The following is a 17675-nucleotide window of genomic DNA, read 5'->3' as shown; positions in this document are numbered from 1 at the left end:
TTGCGGCAACGCTCAGGCCTTTGTTGACCATTTGTTCCGACTGCCGCTGTCCATATGACAAACCTTGAGGTGCCCCCTTGATCCTCGACTAGGTGTTTAGTCCCGGCATCTGGTGGATCGGGTTGAGGATGAAGCGTTCTGGCTCTGAAGTCCAGATTTTGGCGATGTACTCGTAGGGTGTGAGGCCGCTGAGCGTCTTGAGCCGGCGTGCGAAGTTGTAGGCGGCCATGAAGTCAGCGAGGTGCGTGCGCAGCTGGTCATGGCTTTCGTAATGGAAGCGTTTGACGGTCGCCTCCTTGATGGTGCGGTTCATCCGCTCGACTTGCCCGTTGGTCCATGGATGGTTCGGTTTGGTGAGGCGATGCTCGATATCGTTTGCTTCGCAGATCATGTCGAAACGCATCTGACGCGACCAGGCGGTGTTGCGGTTACGCGGCTGCTCAGCGAACTGGATGCCATTGTCGGTCAGGATCGTATGGATGCGGTAAGGCACGGCTTTCAGCAGATGCTCGAGAAACTCCCATGCTGTCCGTCGATCAGCCTTGTCGACAAGCTGGGTGACCGCGAACTTGCTGGTGCGGTCGATGGCGACGAACAGGTACAGTTTGCCTTCGGCGGTTTGCACCTCGGCGATATCCATGTGGAAGAAGCCGATGGGATAACGCTTGAAGCGCTGCCGCTTAGGCTTGTCACCTTCGACATCGGGCAGGCGGGAGATGCCGTGCCGCTGGAGGCAGCGGTGCAGCGCTGAACGGGTCAGATGTGGGATCGACGGCTGCAGGGCATAGAGGCAGTCGTCCAGCGGCAGCAGGGTATGCCGTCGAAATGCGACAACCATAGCCTCCTCGGCCTCGGACATCGTCGTGGAATGAGGGGCCTTCGGCCCGGTCTTCAGATCCTCGACCGTTGCCCGCTTGCGCCATTTGGCGACCGTCTTGGGGTTGATGCCCAGCTCCCGGCTCAGCGTCGCGAGCGAAGCTTGCGATCGCTGTATTGCTGCTCGGACGGCGTGCGTGGTCGTGGCGCTCCCGTGACGTACCTGGCCCATAATGCTTCCTTCCATTCCAACGAAAGGATCGCACCATCAAACCGTGGGATCAAACACCTAGGTTAGCGCAACGTTTGACTCCTTGATCCAATCGGTATCATCGTCGGTCGCCAACGCCGCCGTTGCACCACTTTCGTAGCAGACGTAAATTAGGGAGCTCTTTTGTTTCGTACTGCTTTCAAGCGGCGTCAACTTTTTCAGGCTGGTGTTGCTCTTTTGGCAACCAAAGCCTTGCAAGCGAACGGTTTGTCGGTCCCGATGCGCGGTCTCAATATGATAGAAACACCTGCTGCTTTGTATGGTAGCCGGCAGGCTGCCCAGAGCTTTGCGAGAGTGAAGGCGATCGGTGCCAACAGTGTCGCCCTGGTGGTGTTCTTCTGGCAGGCTGACCGCGCCGACCCGAACCTTGTTCTTGGCAATGCCGTTCCGGCGGAGCGATTGCGTGCCGGCATCGCGCAGGCACGCGCGGCGGGGCTCGACGTGGTCGTCAAGCCGCATGTGTGGGTGCCCGAAACCTGGGCTGGCGCTGTGCGACTTGATGACGCAGTGGAGCGCGAAGCCTGGTTTGCCGCCTATTGCGACGCGCTCGGCCAGGTGGCCGAAATCGCCCAGTTCGAAGGCGCCAGCACGCTCGTCATCGGAACCGAGCTACGCGGAATGACACGCTGGCCGCAATGGCAGCAAGTGATCGCCGCCACGCGCGCGCGGTTCGCAGGCCGTCTGACCTATGTTGCGCATGGCGCGCAAGAAACCGCCAATATAGCGTTCTGGGACCAGCTCGATACGTTGGGCGTCTCGCTCTATCCGGCGCTTGGCGGTGCCAGCGACCGCGCAGCCTGGCGCGCGGCGATAGTGCGCGAGCTGACGACGGTTCAGCGCATTGCCCGGCAGGTTTCGCGGCCATTCTGGATCGGTGAAATCGGGTTGCGCTCGGCTGCCGGTGCGACGCAGAGCCCATGGGAGAGCGCCGAGGAACGCGCCGCGCCCGCAGCCCCTGCGTTACAGGCCGCTGTGCTCGAAACCTGGCTCGACCATGCGCGGCAGTTCGAAGCGCAGGGCGTCTATATCTGGCGGTGGTTTTCCGATCCGGACGGAGGCGGTGCGGAGGACACCGACTTTACCGTGCAGAACAAGCCGGCCGAGGAAATGTTGCGGCACCGATGGCTTAGAAACTGAGCCACAGCCCGGCAAACACGCCGCGTTCGCGCAAGGCATTGCGACCGCCGATTGTGCCCACCCAACCGGCCTGCAGCGAAACACCCGGAGCGACCTGCTTGACGGCGCTCAGCTGGACATTGTGGTAGGCGTAGCGGTCGAAAATACCCTGACCGCTGCCGTCGCTGATGGTGCTGAAGGACTGCGCCATCAGCAACAGGTCGGGGAGCGGACGGTAGCCGAGCGTAATGTCGGCGTGGAACTCGTTGGGCGGATCGCCTTCGCGCAGGCGATAGCTCCCCTGCAGGTCCACGAAACCGGAATCCTCGCCCAGAGCGAAGCCGTGGAAACCGCGCAGTCGCAGATCGTATTCGGCATCGGTGCTGCCGACCTGAGCGATGCTGTCCTCGCGATCGACGCCGGGAATGCGGGCCGTCGCTTCGAAAGCAAGCGACCGGTCATTGTCTCCCGTGAGGCGGTAGCGGGCACCGATATCGGTGTAGCCAAGGCCACTAGAATCCTCGCCGCCCTCAACTGAAACATCGCGCAGGCTCGGCTTCAACAGCAAGGTCAGGTCGTCGCTCACATGGTATTCGGCGAGCACGTAGAGCTCCAGTTTCTCGTAATCGGAAATATCGATCGTCTGGCCATCGGCGTCGAAGCCGCGCGTGCTCTTCGAGTAATAAAAGGTCGCAATCATCTGCCCGCGATCATTGTCGGCGCTTTGCGATACAGTGGGCACCTCCTGCGCCTGCACCTGGCCTGCTAGCAGGATGCCGCTCGCCCAGCCGGTCGCCATCGCCAATATCCGCCGTTTCATCACCGCATCTCCAGCATTCGTGTGTTCATCCGCTCAAGCAAATCATCGATCATCGCCTCAAGCTTGTCGCTGTCGCTCCAGCCGGTCTGCGTCAGCATCTCGACATTCTCGCTGCCGATCGAGTTTCCGTGGAATATCGCCTCTTGTGTTACCGCAGCGCACACCTTCGTGCACATTTCCGCGAGCCTGTCAGCGCTTGTGGCGCCCGGCTGCACGACCATGTAGCTGCCTTGCCCATAGGCACACGGGATCGCCGCAAGCGGTGCCTCGATCTGCGAAACGATTCCCGCGATGCGGTGAAACAATCTTTCGGCCAGCTGGTTGCCGTGCAACTCGCGATAATGCGCGAAGTCGGCGATCTGAATCAGCGCCAGCGCTGCCGGATCGCCCAGCTCGCGGCAGTTGCGCAGCAATTGTTCGACCAGCATGTCGCGCGGCAGGTGTGACACCGGCTCGATCAGGACGGCATCGAGTTGACCGCGCTGCAGGTTGAGGTTCTGCAGCCGCAAATCTGCCTCGCGCAGTTGGCGGCGCTTCTGTTCGCGTCGCATCCGCAGCAGCGTACGCACACGCGCCAACAGCCGCACCTCGTCAACTGGCTTGGAGACGAAGTCGTCGGCGCCCGCAACATAGGCGTGATTGAGCGTCTCGACATCGCGCGAGGCCGTGAGCATCAGGATCGGGACGTGGCGGCTCGGCTGGTTGATGCGCAGGCGCGCGCAGGCCTCGATCCCGTCCATGTCGGGCATGACGATGTCGAGCAAGATCAGATCGAAGCCAATTTCGTCCTCGACCGGTGCGCTGCTGCTGCCGATGCCGACCATTGCCAGCGCTTCCTCGCCGGAACGTGCAAACTCGATCCGCTCGAATCCTCCGATGCGCAGAAAGGCAGCGGTAACTGCGGAGCTTTCTTCGGAATCATCGACTACGAGGATGCGTGCGACCTGGCCTGACTTGCTCATAATCCGGTTCCCGTTTCGATAGCGAACACGCGCCAGCGCTCGCCGGTGTATATTTCGCGGAAGCCCTCGAGACCGTTCTCATAAACTTCGGGCAACATCTGACCGACCCTGTCGTTGCCCAGCCCGGCGTCACGATTGTGAACCACGACTGTCTGCGCTTCTGAGCGCCCGGACAGCGCGGCGAGGCGGAATTCGGGCGATCCGGCGCTCCATATGCCGCGTGTGGTGCCACGTTCGGCAATCACTGCAGGGGCGCGGTCCGCGTCGAACAGGATCGCATCGCGCGGTAAGAGCAGCGCACCCAGCTCAGCCAGTTCGGGATCAGCCGGGGCCACTTGCGCCCCGGACATAGCCGCGCGCCAGCGTTCGGTCTCGGGCGTCGAATCGGCAAAGGTGACCACCACGCCGCCGAGCGTGCCTGCTGCCAGCAACATTGCCAGCTCGGACCCCTGGGCATGCTCGATCGGCCAGCGGGCCGCGCAGGCAGCCGAGATTGCCACAGCGAGGCTTGCGACCAGTGCGGGTGCCGGCAGCACTTCGAAAAGGCTGCCAAGCAGGGTGGCCGCAAGCAGCGTGCACATAAGCACGATTACAGCCATTCGCAGCGATGCCATGCCCTGCGTACGCACGAACATGGCGATTGCCATGGGACAGGCGGCGAACACGCTGAATACCGCAAGCGACCAGCCCCAGAACCCCGCCGGAGGGGTCCAGTCTGGCCCCAGTCCGGCCGATTCGCGGCTCACGCGGGGGAGGAAGGACAAGGCATCGCCGGCAAAAACCCAGTTCACATAGGCAAAGGAGAGTAGCGCGAAGAGCAGCGGGAATAGTAGCACGAGGAACATCGCTGCCGGAGCCTCGCCCAGCCGGTCGGCGGGGAACACCAGCGCGAGAAAAGGAAACATCGCAAATGCCACAACGATGCCAAAGGGGTGGGCGAATACCATCAGGGTCAGACCCAGCGAGATGAGGATGATATCATTGACGCGGTGTCCACGGCGCAGGCCGAACACACCCAGCGCGGTGAACCACAATCCGAACATGAGCAGAATGAAACCCGGTCCTTCGGAAATCGAACGCAGGAATAGCGGGTTCACCGCCAGCGCCACCGTCCCGATCAGCGCGCGGACGGGGCCAACATGATTGCGCCGGATGCCGGCATGCCAGGCAAACACAAGCAGCGCGGCAAGGCCGGCCCCGAGCAGTTCGGGCGTGGCGTCCCGCATGACGGGAAACAAGGCCGCGGTCACGATGGTGATAATATAGGGCAGCGGGGGATAGGCAGTCACCACGTCCTCGAACCGCGACAGCCCGCCATTGGCCATCAACGCACGCCCCCACAGGTCGAGATTGCTCGCCGAAACATATTCGCGTGTTTGCAGCGCCAGCACCAATACAGCATAGGCAGCAAGGCACAGCGCCAGCACGATCGCGCCAACAGGCAACCGCCGGATCACGCCGGCACCCCTTGGTCCTGCGATGCCTTTGCCACCTCTTCGGCGGTGTGTTTGGACAGGCCGTGATGCGTCTTTTCCCAGTAGAACGGCTTGGTTACCAGCTGCCATGCCCCCTTCCACGCCGCCACCGACATCAACGTCCAGTACCAGATCACGGTGAGGCTGAACGGGACCAGCTGCAGCCAGTTGCGGCGGAACGGCGCCAGCATCATCACGAACATGAACATGCCGTTCCCGGCCAGCAGGTTGAACAGCGATAGATACAGCAGCGGATCGGGAAAGACGGGATCGAAAATACCTGTCAGCGTAACCAGCCAGAACGCAAAGATCGCCCAGAACAGCGGGTTGAGCAGCCCTGACAGCATCGTCCCGCCGATGAAAAACACGAAGCCGAGCACACCCATAGGGCCGATCGTGCGCATCAGGTGCAGCGGCCGGCGGGTGTGCACCAGAAAGGTCTGCATGTAGCCCTTGATCCAGCGCGACCGTTGCCGCACCCAGTTGCTTTGCGAGACATTGGCCTCTTCGAAGGTGGTCGAGGCGACAAGGCGAACCTCATAGCCCTTCTGCGTCATGCGGATGCCCAGATCGGCGTCCTCGGTGACGTTGAACGGGTCCCAGGCGCGCAGTTCGCGCAGCACGTCCATCTTGAAATGGTTCGATGTACCGCCGAGCGGGATCGGCATGCGCAGCTGCTCCAGCCCCGGCAGCATCAGGTCGAACCACAGCGAGTAATCAAGCGTGAACAGCCGCGTCAGCCAGTTCTCGTCGCGGTTGAAATAGTTCAACCGGCATTGCACGCAGGCGACATTGGCGGGCGCTCGGTTGAACGCCACTACCACCTTCTTGAGCTGGTCGGGCTCGGGTTTGTCTTCCGCATCGTAGATTACGAGATATTCGCCGCGCGCGAATTGCAGCGCGTAATTGCACGCTTTGGGCTTGGTCTGCGGTTGCGAGGGCGGAACGCGGATGATCTCGAAAATGCCTTCGAGACCCAGCGACTGGGCTGCCTCAATCGTTTCCTGGTCGCCTTCCTCGAGCACGATCTTCACGTCGAGCTTGCTGGTCGGGTAATCGAGCTGGCGCAAGGCGTTGGCGAGGATCGGCAGCACGTTGGGCTCGCGAAACATCGGCACCAGCACGGTATAAACGGGCAGATCGTCGTCTCTCAGCATGCGCACGGCGGAGGAGATCTGCTGCTCGCGCGCATATTGATGCTTGCCGCCCGCCCAGATCAGCACGCCCTTGAAGATGAAATTGCCCAGATAGAACAGCGTCATCACCAGGTTGATCACGATCAGGGTCGGCACTGGTGCCAGCGCCAATCCTATCGCGATCGCGGTCAGCATGCCCCAGGCGATCACGATCTGCGCCGGAGTAAACACCGTCTGCGCCGACATCAGCGGGTCACGTTCGGCGAGGTCAAACACTGCAGCATGGCTGAAACGTTCGGAAAAATTGCGCTGAACTGCGGCCTGCAGGTCGGCCTTGGCGGCAACCACCAGCCGCACCTGCGCGCCCCAGCGTTCGCGCGCATACACGATAACCTCCGGGCCGGGGCGTGCGGTGGCCACCGTCACCACATTGTCGGTGGCGCGCCACGGCACCGTCAGCTCGCGCATGTAATCGCTGACTTGCGCCTCATCGAGCAGGTCGGGATCGGGCGGTTGTTCGAGCAGATCGACATATTGCATCCCGAAACGCTCGGCGAGCGCATGGTAGAACTCGGACGCTTCCATCCAGTTGCGCGCCAACAGCACATCGGACAGGCTCGAACCCCAGCGCGAGGCAAGCTCACTCGCCTCGTTGAGTTGTTCGAGCGTGATAAGCCCCTGTTCGGCGAGGAAGTCGCCAGTCCAGCTGTCGGTGGCTGTCAGATCCAACATGGGGTGGGCTCAGTCGTCGGACTGGCGCGTCGCATAGACCCGGCGCAGCAGGTAGATGAAGCCGACGCTTGCGATCAGCCAGGCGAGCCCGATCAGCCACAGCCGGTAACGATCGAGGAGTTCAGCCAGTCCGGTCCGGTCCGGATAGCGAATGTCGATCAGCCGGTCACGTTCGGTTGAGAACGCCAGTTCGATGCCATCGGCACCGATCAGTGCGATGTCGCCATAACTGAGATCGAGCGGTTCAGCGAGCTCGGTCAGCGCGCCAAAATCTGCCGCCGGACGAATCCAGAGCACCGGATCACCATCGTTATGCAGCAGCTGCGCGACGGTGAGAGAGGCAAGCGTTGCGCTGTCGACCAGACTGCTGCCGTCCTCGGTAACAATCTCGACGCGCTCGCCAGAGAGCGTGACAACCGGATCCGTTCCTGCCGGCGGCGTGGCGCCGATATGCACCAGCGGGCCGGTGGTCGCGGTCTCGCCATAGGTGACATTTATCGGGGCTTGCGGCCCGGCAAGGCCCTGCAGCAGCTGTGCCGCCGGTGCCAGATGCTGCGGACTGTCGAGGCTGACCGTGAAGCCGCCATTGAACGTTGCCGGCAGATCGGAGAAATCCGCGGCCTCACCCGCCGGACCGAGCCGTACATGGCTGGAGGGCAGGATCTGCGCGGGATAGGTTTGCGGGGCATAGGTGCAGTCGCCGCTGGCCACCTGCCGGGTGACACTCACTTCGACCGCGTTGCGCGCGCGGGCCAAACCGTCGGGAATTGCCAGGTCGAGCCGGGTACGCTCGCCGCGCCGCGCCTCGGTACTGCCGAGCAGCAGGCCGTTCATCAGCACGCTCACTACCGGAGGGGTGATGCTGCCGTCATCGGCCACCGCTGCATCCACCGCCAGACTTCGGATTGCCTGCCCCGCGGGAACCGACGCCGCCGGAACTGCGAGCGTCCATGTGCCGCGATCGGAAACCTCCTGCACCGATACGTCGCCGGAGAGGTCGGCGAAGGTCAGCCGGTCGGGGGCGGTGGCATCGGGTTCGCTGCCGGCAAGCGCAGCGCTTGGGGTCGCTGCCAGCGCCGCCCGCCATTGGCTGCGCACCAGACGGGCAGCAGCGGCGGGGTCGTCGCCTCCGATAGCGACCGCAGGCACGGGGCCAGACCGGTCGATTGCGAGCGGCGGGGCGCTTTTGTCGACAAGCACTATGCGGCCCCGCGTCCACATCGCGTCACGCGCCACGATGGCGGCAGAACTTGCGGTGACAATGCGGGCCCGTGGATTTCCGGCGGCCAGCGTCAGTGCGGCGGCAGCCTGGGCCTCGCTCGGCGCGGCGGGCAAGACGATGTCGACCGCCGCCGGTAAAAGTGCGATCACCGCGCCCAGGCTGGCGGTTGCTGCAGGGCGCAGCGCGGCCCGCAGGCCGCCCTCCGGCGCGAAGGACAGGAACGCGCCCGCCAGCCGTTGATCCATGCAGCGATCTTCGGTGATCGCACCGCTGTAATCCAAGCGCACGGTCAGGAAGCCGTTGCGGACCATCGTCGGCACGACTGGCAGGACGATCTCCCCGCTGGTTTCGCCGGGAGCGAGCGCCATTGTGCGAAGAATCTGCCCATTGGCCGAGATGGTGAGGCTGCGGCGGCTCTCGAACGCCGACGCGCTGCGATAGGGCAGCCGCAGCTCGAGCGCGCCGATCCTCTCGGCGTGGGGCAGCGGAAAGTACAGTTCACGGCTTCCGGACAGGCCGCTGATTTCGAGCCCGTCCTGCCACCCGAGTTCGGACAGGCTATAGAACCGTTCGACCGTTGTCGGGGCAGCCATGGAACCAGTGTCGGCTTGTGTGACATCGGGCTGGACAACCGGATCGGTGCGCTGGGCGTTGGTGGGAAATGCCACCATTGCTGCCCACAGGGCCATTTGCAGCTTTTTAGAAATAACCATCAAACGCTCCGACAACGGGGAGTTTATACCGGGTGGGGCCTAGAGCACGCCCAGCGGCGAAGTGAGCGCTGGCCCCGAGGCCCGCCACGGTCCGGCGGTCTCATGAATAAAACGCACGCTGTCCGAAGGTGGACTACCAACAAAAAGTTATTACGTCATGTTCAAGAATGGCACATAAGATCATCCAGAAGCAAGATTTTGCGCTGATGAACGGATCACGCTAGGGGTCGGTAGCGGAAGGTTGCACAGATGCAATGCAAATCCATTTCTTGTCGTGAGCGCGGTGCTTCCCGCCCGGTCGACAGGCGCTATGGCAATGAATGAGAGTATGGAAATGCTCCTGCTCGGAGCCGCGCTCGGGGCGATCCTGGTCACCGTCTTCATTGCGCTGTTCGTTCGCCTTGGCGGACAGCGGACATCACCGCGCCGGGCGAGCGACGCGCCTGCCGTCGAAGCCGGACGGGCCTTGGATGCGCTCCCGGCGCACGCCGGGCAGGATCGCAGGATTGCGGAAACTGCCGGTTCTGCCATTCTCGTACTCGACGCTGGACGCCGGATATCCTGGGCCAACGGGCTGGCGCAACGCAAACTGGCGACAGACGGCGCGCCACTCCCGGGGCGTGATTTTGCCGAGCTGATTGGTATCAGGGCAGACCAGCGCCTGCCCGAAGAGCCGGTCGCGCTGCGGCTTGGCGACGAACTGCGCTATTACGCCATCGCGGCGAATGAATGGATCGATGACGCGGGCGAAACCTGCATTACGGTAGTGCTCAACGATGTAACCGCGCTCACGCTTGCCAAAGCCGAAGCGGTTGCAGAACAGCGCCGGTTCCGTAGCCTGGCCGAGAATACCAACGATATGATCGTGACAATCGGCGCCGATCGAATCCGCCGCTACGTATCGTCGGCCAGCGAGCGGTTGCTCGGCTACGCGCCCGAGGAGATGATCGGAGAATCCCCGATGGCGGGCATTCACCCCGATGACCGCGCGCATGTCATGCAGGTCAGCGAAAGCCTGCTGCGGGGCGCGGCAAGCCGTATTGCCAGCTACCGCTACCTGCACAAGGACGGGCACTATGTCTGGCTCGAAGCAAGCTTTCGCACGATTGCCTCGCCCGAAACCGGTGAACCGATCGAATTTGTCGGCACGGTGCGAGATATCAGCGAACGCCACCGGGATGAACTGGAGGACGCGGCGCATGTGGCGAGACTGGTTGAAAGCAATCGCCTGCTAGCAATGGCCGAGGCGCTGGTCCATGTTGGTCACTGGCGCGTCGATCTGGCTACCGGCAAGCTCGATTGGTCCGACGAGGTCTATCGCATCCATGGCGTCGACCAGGACTATGACCTCAGTCTCGAGAGTGCCATTGAGTTCTATCATGAAGATGATCGCGCGATGGTGGCCGAAAAGGTCGAACACTCGATCAAAACCGGTGAGGGTTTCAGGTTCGACGCACGGCTGGTGCGCCCCTCGGGAGAAGTCCGCTACGTCGCTTCGGTTGGCCATGCCGAGGTTAGCCCGGCGGGCGAGACCATCGGATTGTTCGGCGTGTTCGAGGACATTACCGACACGGTGCTGTCTGAGATGGCGTTGCGTGAGTCGCGCGATGAGGCGCGCGCGGCGATGGAGGCCAAAGCAACCTTTCTTGCCAATATGAGCCATGAGATACGCACGCCGATGAACGGCGTTATCGGGTTCGCCGAAGTGCTGCTCGAAAGTGATCTCGACGACAAGCAGCGCGACCATGTGCAGGTAATCGTCCAGTCGGGCCAGGCGATGCTGCGGTTGCTGAACGAATTGCTCGACCTGTCGAAGATCGAGGCGGGGCAGATGACGGTGTCCGAAGAACCGGTGGACATCCCGCATCTGGTGCGTGGAAGCCTGCGCCTACTGCAACCGGTGGCGCGCGAAAAGGGGCTGGAGATTTCGGCCGAAATCGATCCCGCATTTCCTCAACGTGTCCGGGGCGATTCCATGCGCATTCGCCAGGTGCTGCTGAATCTTGTCGGCAATGCGCTCAAATTCACTGACGAGGGATCGGTCTCGGTACACGCGCGGATTGTCGGCGAAAGAATCGAGATCGCGGTACGCGATACCGGCATTGGCATACTTCCCGAACGGCAGCAGGCAATTTTCGAGGAATTCGTGCAGGCCAATTCGGAGCTTGCGTCGCGCCGCGGCGGCACCGGACTCGGCCTGTCAATTGCGCGCCAGCTAGTGCATTTGATGGGTGGCACGATCAGCCTCGAGAGCACCCCCGGCGAGGGGTCCACGTTCATGGTCGACCTGCCGTTGGTCGTTTGCAGCGAAGGCGACTTGCCTGTAGTGGAAGAAGCAATTCCCGAACCGCCGGGCCGCAGCGACATTGCTGGCAGACGGGTGCTGCTGGCAGAGGACAATGAGATCAACCAGTTGCTGATCAGCGCCATGGGAGAAAAGTTCGACCTGCGGCTCGATATCGCCCGCGATGGCAGCGAGGCGGTCGCGATGGTGCGCGCCGAAAGCGAGGGCGATGATCCCTACCAGCTTGTGCTGATGGATCTGCAGATGCCGCGCGTCGATGGCTATGCCGCGACGCGGCAATTGCGCGCTGCGGGGCTGACGCCGGGGGAACTGCCCATCGTAGCGCTGACCGCAAACGCCTATCCAGAAGATATCAAGGCCTGCCTTGCAGCGGGGATGCAGGCGCACCTGACCAAGCCGCTGGCGATGGAGGTGCTGCAGGACGCACTCGAAAAATGGCTACTGCGCCCGCGCCCAGAAGCCAAAGCAGAGCCCGTGCCTGAAACGCCACTGGCTGCGCATCCGGCCCTACCAATCGAATTGGTGGAAAAGTACCGAACGCGTCGCGGCTCGCTCATAGAGGCTTTGCAGCGTTGCTCCGGGGCCGAAATGATCTCACCGGAAGATGCCAGCAGCCTTGCGGCCAAGCTGCACGACATGGCTGGCCTTGCTGCATTGTTCGGAGAACAGCACCTGGGTGAACGGGCGAGGGAATGCGAACAGCTGTTGCGGAGCGCCGATCCCGAAAACTGGCGGAAGGCAATCGAAAGAGCGCTGAGAGCGGTTCAATAGGTCGGGCTCACCAATTGCGAATTCCCTATCAAGGGCGAGACCCAGAACAATTAAGACATAAACTGAAGCGGCAATTTGATATTGACCTGAGCCCTTCGGATTGGTCCGTTCTTTGTAAGAAATTCCCGGTTAGGTTTGGCAGGTGCCGGACAAGGGAATCCGTCAATGAAGAGGTCGAGGTTCAGCGAGCAGCAGATAGCGTTCATCCTCAAGCAGGCCGAGGATGGAACAACCGTCGAGGAGGTTTGCCGGAAGGCGGGCATATCAATCCAGACCTATTATCGATGGCGTAGCAAATACGGAGGGCTGATGCCGTCGGAGATGAAGCGTCTGAAGGTGCTGGAAGAGGAAAATGTCCGGCTGAAGCGGCTGGTGGCGAACCTGAGCCTGGACAAGGAGATGCTGCAGGACGTCATCCGCCGAAAAATGTAGGGCCTGGTCGAGCCCGGGAGATCGTCGGCTATTTGCAGGCGAGCTACCAGGTCAGCGAACGGCGAGCCTGTGGCGCATTTCCGATCAATCGATCGACCCAGCGCTATCAGTCCCGCCGCCTCGATCAGGCCGGCCTCAAGATGCGGATCAAGGAGTTGGCTGCGACCCGTGTTCGCTACGGGTATCGACGCATCCATGTGCTGCTCCGGCGGGAAGGCTGGGAGATCAACCACAAGCGCACTCATCGGCTGTATCGCGAACTCGGGCTGCAGCTGCGCAACAAGACGCCCAAGCGCAAGGTGAAGGCGAAGCTGCGCGATGACCGGACGCCGGCGACGGCGCCCAACGAGTGCTGGTCGATGGATTTCCTGTCGGACCAGCTGTTCGACGGGCGCAAGATCCGGGTGCTGTCGATCGTCGACAACTTCACGCGCGTGTCGCCAGCGCTCGATGTACGGACGAGCTATCGTGGCTCTGACGTGGTCGAGACGCTCGACCGTATTGCCGCGGTACACGGTCGCCCCAAGCGCATACGTCTGGATAATGGGCCGGAATTCATCTCGAAGGATCTCGATCTATGGGCCTATCAGCATGATGTAGTGCTGGACTTCAGCCGCCCCGGCAAGCCGACCGACAATGCGTTCGCGGAGGCGTTCAATGGCCGCGTTCGGGCCGAATGCCTCAACGCATACTGGTTCTTGAGCTTGGACGACGCACGGGTAAAATGTGAGGCGTGGCGGCGCGATTACAACGAGCACCGTCCGCATAGCTCCCTCGGCAACCAGACCCCGATGGAGCGCGCTTTTTCGTCAGGGCAGGCATGCCTGCCCTGACGAAAAGAGAGCCGGTTTTCTCATAAAGACCGGACCTAAGACGGGGTGAGGCTCACATGAATGCCGGACTCCAGTTATGACTGGTAGAGCTTTGGGGAGCACGTCACAAAAGTCAGTCGAGGCCAACTCTCCGTCGCAGCGAACCGCCATCATCGTCTCGCTACCACTCCCGGTGTCGATGGCCGGACGCACCGCATCGCCAAGCTGCGTGCTCACCACCTATACCGACGGCGAGGCGTTTGCCTGATTGCTCGAACCAGCATGACCAGATGCCACGGCCACCATCTGGGAGCCATGGCGTGACGGATCAGATCGAACGACGCTGACGAAGCTCATCACGGATTTCACGAAGCAGCGTGACGTCCTCAGGAACCGCGGCAGGCGTGTCGGCCTTCTTTGGCATCAGGCGATTGACCGAGCGGACGACGAGGAAAATGATGAAGGCGACGATGATGAAGTTCACCGCCTGCGTGATGAATTCGCCATAGCCGAGTAGCGGTACGCCTGCCTTCTTCAAGGCGGCGTAGTCAGAGAGGCTGCCAGCGTAGTTCGCGGGCACGGCACCGAGCGTCACGAAATAGCTCGAAAAGTCCAGGCCACCGAAGACTTTGCCGATAATCGGCATGAGGATATCGTCGGTGAGCGAGGAGACGATCTTGCCGAACGCAGCGCCAATAATGACCGCGACCGCGAGATCGAGCACGTTACCGCGCATGACGAAGGTTTTGAATTCGTTGAACATGAGCTTCCCCTTTCTCGTTGCCAGCTGCTCCTGGTGACGTCAGACTGTAACGGGCATTGGGCGTAACGAACAGGGGGTTAAGATGGGGTGGGCAAGGGTAGCCTTAGGCAGTGCTATGCTGCTGCAAGCGGCGTGCGGACGCCAAGCTGAGAGTGCAGGCAACAATGCTGAAATCAGGGCAGCTCAAGAGCGCACGATGAAGGAGGCCAACGATGACGTCGATGCCGCCATGGCCGAGGCGGCCATGACGAATGGCGGCGCCCCGGCTAACCTCATCACCCCTTCCCAGCGCTAATCCCGTCGCTGTGCACGGAAATCAACGGCCGTCGATCAGGCCTTGGTCAAGTGTTGTGAAATGTGTTTGTTCATCTCAAACATCGACACCCGCTCTTTACCGAAGATCTTCCTGAGCTTTTCGTCTGCGACGATCTCACGTCTGTTGTCGGGGCTCTGAAGCTTTTCTGCCTTGATGTAAGCCCAAATCTTGCTGACCACCTCACTGCGAGGAAGCGCTTCACTCCCTACGATCGCGCCAAGTTCGGCCGATGGTTTCACTGGCGCGTGAATCCCCGTGGCTGCCTTCGTACCCGTTTGCGGATTCGCTACCATAATCGTCTCCTGTTCTCTGGTCCCGGTCATCAGGCCACGCTTTCTCGACACGATCAAGCATGAACGGCTCCAGCTTCATTCCCAACTGGGAATGGCGATCGAGACGGCTCGGGTTTTCCCATTAGGATGGTGAAGCGAGAACGGAAAAGGCCTATCAAAGGCCCCGCTCACCAGCCTTTGGAAACAGCCAGGTCGCAGATCTATATTTCACTGCTATAGCATTGGTTGCACAATAGGCGGAACTACGGTGCCTCGGCTAGCGTGCGTTCATGAGAGCTGCGACGGGGTGAGGAGTGAGATCGGGATGGGTGGCATGGAGTTTAGGCATCATCGCGTTGCTCGCGTGGCAAGCTCCTGGCATGGCTGAGCAGCTCGGCCACGTCACCGGCATTGGTGGCATCTTTGTAAAGAGCAAGGACCCCAAGGCGTTAGCGCGCTGGTATAGAGAAGTGCTGGGGTTGGATGTCGCAGCCTGGGGCGGGGCAGCGCTGCCCTTCGACGCGCCAGGGCATCCGCCGAAGGTCTCCTGGATTGCCTTCCTAGATAGCACTGATCACATGATGCCCTCCACGCGGGAGTTCATGGTCAACTTCGCCGTGGACGACATGGACGCGATGATCGCGCGGCTGACGGCGAAAGGCGTTCCCATACTCAAGCGGGACGATGCCGACCCATTCGGCCGGTTCGCCTGGATACAGGACCCGGACGGCACCAAGATCGAGCTCTGGCAACCAAAATAGGATGCAGCCGATGTGCCGGTCGGCCGATCAACAGGCCGTCCGGCGCCAAGGTGAAAGAAGCTCGTAACGCGTCACCTCGGTCGCGCCGCTCTCGGCAGCCCGCAACAGACCCCGGTCGATCAGGTGAAGTACGGCGTCCTGTGCGCTGCGCTTGGAAAGTCCGGTGCGTTCGGCGAGCTGGACGTGGCTGATGCGCGCGAAGCCCACCTCCGCCGAGGCAAACAGCGATAGGTAGATCAGGAAAGCCGATGTCCGGCGATCGTGACCGACCAGATCGCGCATGAGGGTGTCGAGGACGTAAGCGTCCAACGCGTACTGCTTGTCGCTCATTGCTATAGCAATGAGCATCTCGCGGGCGCGCCGCAACTGGTCCGCGGCCAGAAAGGTCAGCCGTGATCCGAAAGCTGAACTACGTCGGCATTCCAACCCGCGACCAAGACGGTGCGGTGGCCTTCTGGACGGAGATTATGGGTTTCGTGATTGCGACCGACCGCTCGATCGAGAAAGGCGCTGGATCGAAATGACCATCCCCGGTGCGCAGACCGGCATCCTTCTTTTTACGCCTGAGGGGCATGAAGAGAGGATCGGCACCTTCTTCAACGGATCGTTCGGCTGCGACAATGTGCAATATGAGTATGATGGACTGTCGGCAAGAGGTGTGACCTTCCTCGGGCCGCCGTTGACCAAGCCTTTCTCGCACGTCTATTTCAATGATCCCGACGGTAATACCTTCTTCCTGTCCAGCAGGTAACAGAAGTCCGCCCCGTTCCCGAATGGGAACGATCATCGGGACGACTGACGGCAGAAAAGAAACGCTGAACGGCAAGGCGGGCGCTGTTTTCCCGAAATGTATTCTCGATTGCCTTTTCCCGAAACTAGCTATTGGACACGGAGACACGGTAATCTCAAAGCGCGTCCGACAGCAAGAAAAACGACCGGTTCTCTGGCGACGGGAATTACCCGTATGTAAGCAGAGCGATCTGATTCAGGCTCCGCGAGGAGACTGGAATGAGCGACCTGTTTTGGCTCACGGACGAGCAGATGGAGCGGCTGCGGCCGTTCTTCCCCAGGAGCCACGGCAAGCCTCGGGTCGATGATCGCCGGGTGTTGAGCGGCATCGTGTTCGTCAATCGCAATGGGCTGCGCTGGCGCGACGCGCCCAAGGACTACGGTCCTCACAAGACGTTGTACAATCGGTGGAAGCGCTGGGGCGTGGCGGGCGTGTTCACGCGGATGATGGAAGGCCTAGCTGCGGTGGGCGCCGAGCCGAAGACGGTCATGATCGACGCGACTTATCTGAAAGCACACCGCACGGCATTGAGCCTGCGGGTTAAAAAGGGGATCTCGGTCGCCTGATCGGCCGCACCAAGGGCGGCATGAACACGAAGCTCCATGCCGTCGCCGACGCGAATGGCTGAACCGCGCCGGGTTTGCCGGAGGCCGTTGGATGTGAGTCACGCTGCCATATCGATGATGTCCGCGGCAGCATAGTATTGCTCCTCGGCTTCGGCAGGCGGGATGTTGCCGATGGGTTCGAGCAGCCGGCGATGGTTGAACCAGTCCACCCACTCAAGGGTAGCGTACTCGACTGCTTCGAAGTTGCGCCACGGCCCGCGCCGGTGGATCACCTCGGCCTTGTAGAGGCCGTTGATCGTCTCGGCCAAAGCGTTGTCATAGCTGTCGCCGACGCTGCCGACCGAGGGCTCGATCCCGGCCTCGGCCAGGCGCTCGGTGTACTTGATCGATACGTATTGCGACCCGCGGTCGCTATGATGGACCAGGCCACCGCGATGAACCGGTCGGCGGTCATGGAGCGCCTGCTCGAGCGCGTCCAGGACGAAGCTGGCATGCGCCGTCCTGCTGGCGCGCCAGCCGACGATACGGCGGGCATAGGTGTCGATGACTGTGGATCGGCGTGGAAAAGGGACCCCGGTAGCGGGGTGATCGGCGTCGAAAAAGGACCCCTCATCCCGGTGGTCT

Annotated in this window: 17 protein-coding genes and 1 pseudogene; 8 read left to right on the top strand and 10 right to left on the bottom strand. The window is 61.7% G+C overall.

What is annotated here, in order from left to right; genetic code table 11:
* Positions 1 to 88 precede the first annotated feature (88 nt).
* Positions 89 to 1048: an IS481 family transposase gene (locus tag ACH0CP_RS18405; protein ID WP_314472340.1), complete on the bottom strand. Its 960-nt coding sequence runs from the start codon at positions 1046 to 1048 to the stop codon at positions 89 to 91.
* Positions 1049 to 1210: 162 nt separating this feature from the next.
* Here ACH0CP_RS18405 and ACH0CP_RS18400 point away from each other — a divergent pair, with 162 nt between their 5' ends.
* Positions 1211 to 2224 (top strand): glycoside hydrolase family 113, encoded by a 1014-nt coding sequence (locus tag ACH0CP_RS18400; protein WP_314472341.1) that lies wholly within the window; start codon positions 1211 to 1213, stop codon positions 2222 to 2224.
* Here the strand turns inward: ACH0CP_RS18400 and ACH0CP_RS18395 are convergent.
* Genes ACH0CP_RS18395 through ACH0CP_RS18375 form a run of 5 tightly spaced genes read right to left on the bottom strand, consistent with a single transcriptional unit; the run spans position 2214 to position 9278 of the window.
* Complete coding sequence (locus ACH0CP_RS18395) at positions 2214 to 3002, bottom strand: transporter (RefSeq protein WP_314472342.1); 789 nt, start codon at positions 3000 to 3002, stop codon at positions 2214 to 2216. The two genes, ACH0CP_RS18400 and ACH0CP_RS18395, sit on opposite strands and share 11 nt — an antisense overlap.
* Positions 3003 to 3022: 20 nt before the next feature.
* A complete protein-coding gene (locus ACH0CP_RS18390; RefSeq protein ID WP_314472343.1) occupies positions 3023 to 3985 on the bottom strand; it encodes a response regulator in 963 nt (320 codons plus the stop codon).
* Positions 3982 to 5442 (bottom strand): hypothetical protein, encoded by a 1461-nt coding sequence (locus ACH0CP_RS18385; protein WP_314472344.1) that lies wholly within the window; start codon positions 5440 to 5442, stop codon positions 3982 to 3984. The genes ACH0CP_RS18390 and ACH0CP_RS18385 overlap by 4 nt, the downstream gene beginning before the upstream one ends.
* Positions 5439 to 7328, bottom strand: coding sequence for a glycosyltransferase family 2 protein (locus ACH0CP_RS18380; protein ID WP_314472345.1), 1890 nt, complete (start codon positions 7326 to 7328; stop codon positions 5439 to 5441). Before ACH0CP_RS18380 ends, ACH0CP_RS18385 begins: the two co-directional genes overlap by 4 nt.
* 9 nt (positions 7329 to 7337) lie before the next feature.
* Positions 7338 to 9278, bottom strand: coding sequence for a cellulose biosynthesis cyclic di-GMP-binding regulatory protein BcsB (locus ACH0CP_RS18375; RefSeq protein WP_406890098.1), 1941 nt, complete (start codon positions 9276 to 9278; stop codon positions 7338 to 7340).
* 313 nt (positions 9279 to 9591) lie between these two features.
* On the opposite strand from ACH0CP_RS18375, the gene ACH0CP_RS18370 reads away from it, so the two are divergent.
* Both ACH0CP_RS18370 and ACH0CP_RS18365 read left to right on the top strand, forming a co-directional pair.
* Positions 9592 to 12339, top strand: a complete 2748-nt coding sequence (locus tag ACH0CP_RS18370; RefSeq protein ID WP_314472347.1) for a PAS domain S-box protein — start codon at positions 9592 to 9594, stop codon at positions 12337 to 12339.
* A gap of 165 nt (positions 12340 to 12504) precedes the next feature.
* Positions 12505 to 13604 (top strand): IS3 family transposase gene (locus ACH0CP_RS18365; RefSeq protein ID WP_314472348.1). Its coding sequence is split into 2 segments (ribosomal slippage): positions 12505 to 12766 and positions 12766 to 13604, totalling 1101 coding nucleotides; the frame shifts between segments, so codons are not numbered across the junction.
* A gap of 307 nt (positions 13605 to 13911) precedes the next feature.
* Here the strand turns inward: ACH0CP_RS18365 and mscL are convergent.
* A complete protein-coding gene (gene mscL / locus ACH0CP_RS18360) occupies positions 13912 to 14346 on the bottom strand; it encodes a large conductance mechanosensitive channel protein MscL (protein WP_314472349.1) in 435 nt (144 codons plus the stop codon).
* Positions 14347 to 14461: 115 nt separating this feature from the next.
* On the opposite strand from mscL, the gene ACH0CP_RS18355 reads away from it, so the two are divergent.
* Positions 14462 to 14641: a hypothetical protein gene (locus tag ACH0CP_RS18355; protein WP_314472350.1), complete on the top strand. Its 180-nt coding sequence runs from the start codon at positions 14462 to 14464 to the stop codon at positions 14639 to 14641.
* Between the two features lie 35 nt (positions 14642 to 14676).
* Here the strand turns inward: ACH0CP_RS18355 and ACH0CP_RS18350 are convergent, their stop codons facing one another.
* Positions 14677 to 14985, bottom strand: a complete 309-nt coding sequence (locus tag ACH0CP_RS18350; RefSeq protein WP_406890101.1) for an SWIB/MDM2 domain-containing protein — start codon at positions 14983 to 14985, stop codon at positions 14677 to 14679.
* Positions 14986 to 15314: 329 nt separating this feature from the next.
* Here ACH0CP_RS18350 and ACH0CP_RS18345 point away from each other — a divergent pair, with 329 nt between their 5' ends.
* On the top strand, positions 15315 to 15695 hold the full coding sequence (locus tag ACH0CP_RS18345) for a VOC family protein (RefSeq protein WP_314472352.1): 381 nt from the start codon (positions 15315 to 15317) through the stop codon (positions 15693 to 15695).
* A 27-nt stretch (positions 15696 to 15722) separates the two neighbouring features.
* On the opposite strand, the gene ACH0CP_RS18340 is transcribed toward ACH0CP_RS18345, so the two are convergent.
* Positions 15723 to 16025, bottom strand: a complete 303-nt coding sequence (locus ACH0CP_RS18340) for a helix-turn-helix domain-containing protein (RefSeq protein ID WP_314472353.1) — start codon at positions 16023 to 16025, stop codon at positions 15723 to 15725.
* A gap of 62 nt (positions 16026 to 16087) precedes the next feature.
* Here ACH0CP_RS18340 and ACH0CP_RS18335 point away from each other — a divergent pair, with 62 nt between their 5' ends.
* The 3 genes and pseudogenes from ACH0CP_RS18335 to ACH0CP_RS18325 form a co-directional block, all read left to right on the top strand.
* A complete protein-coding gene (locus tag ACH0CP_RS18335) occupies positions 16088 to 16219 on the top strand; it encodes a VOC family protein (protein ID WP_406890103.1) in 132 nt (43 codons plus the stop codon).
* On the top strand, positions 16216 to 16446 hold the full coding sequence (locus tag ACH0CP_RS18330; RefSeq protein ID WP_206364885.1) for a VOC family protein: 231 nt from the start codon (positions 16216 to 16218) through the stop codon (positions 16444 to 16446). The genes ACH0CP_RS18335 and ACH0CP_RS18330 overlap by 4 nt, the downstream gene beginning before the upstream one ends.
* 257 nt (positions 16447 to 16703) lie before the next feature.
* Positions 16704 to 17110 (top strand): annotated as a pseudogene (locus tag ACH0CP_RS18325) (IS5 family transposase); the annotation flags it as partial.
* A gap of 39 nt (positions 17111 to 17149) precedes the next feature.
* Here ACH0CP_RS18325 and ACH0CP_RS18320 read toward each other — a convergent pair.
* On the bottom strand, positions 17150 to 17675 hold a 526-nt coding region (locus ACH0CP_RS18320; RefSeq protein WP_406890106.1), incomplete at its 5' end, for a DDE-type integrase/transposase/recombinase.

Origin of the sequence: Sphingomonas sp. 179-I 2A4 NHS (assembly GCF_045369135.1) — a bacterium.
In the GTDB taxonomy this organism is placed as follows: Bacteria; Pseudomonadota; Alphaproteobacteria; order Sphingomonadales; family Sphingomonadaceae; genus Sphingomonas.
The sequence above is the reverse complement of the archived record's forward strand: the minus strand, read 5'-3'. Positions and strand labels throughout refer to the sequence as shown.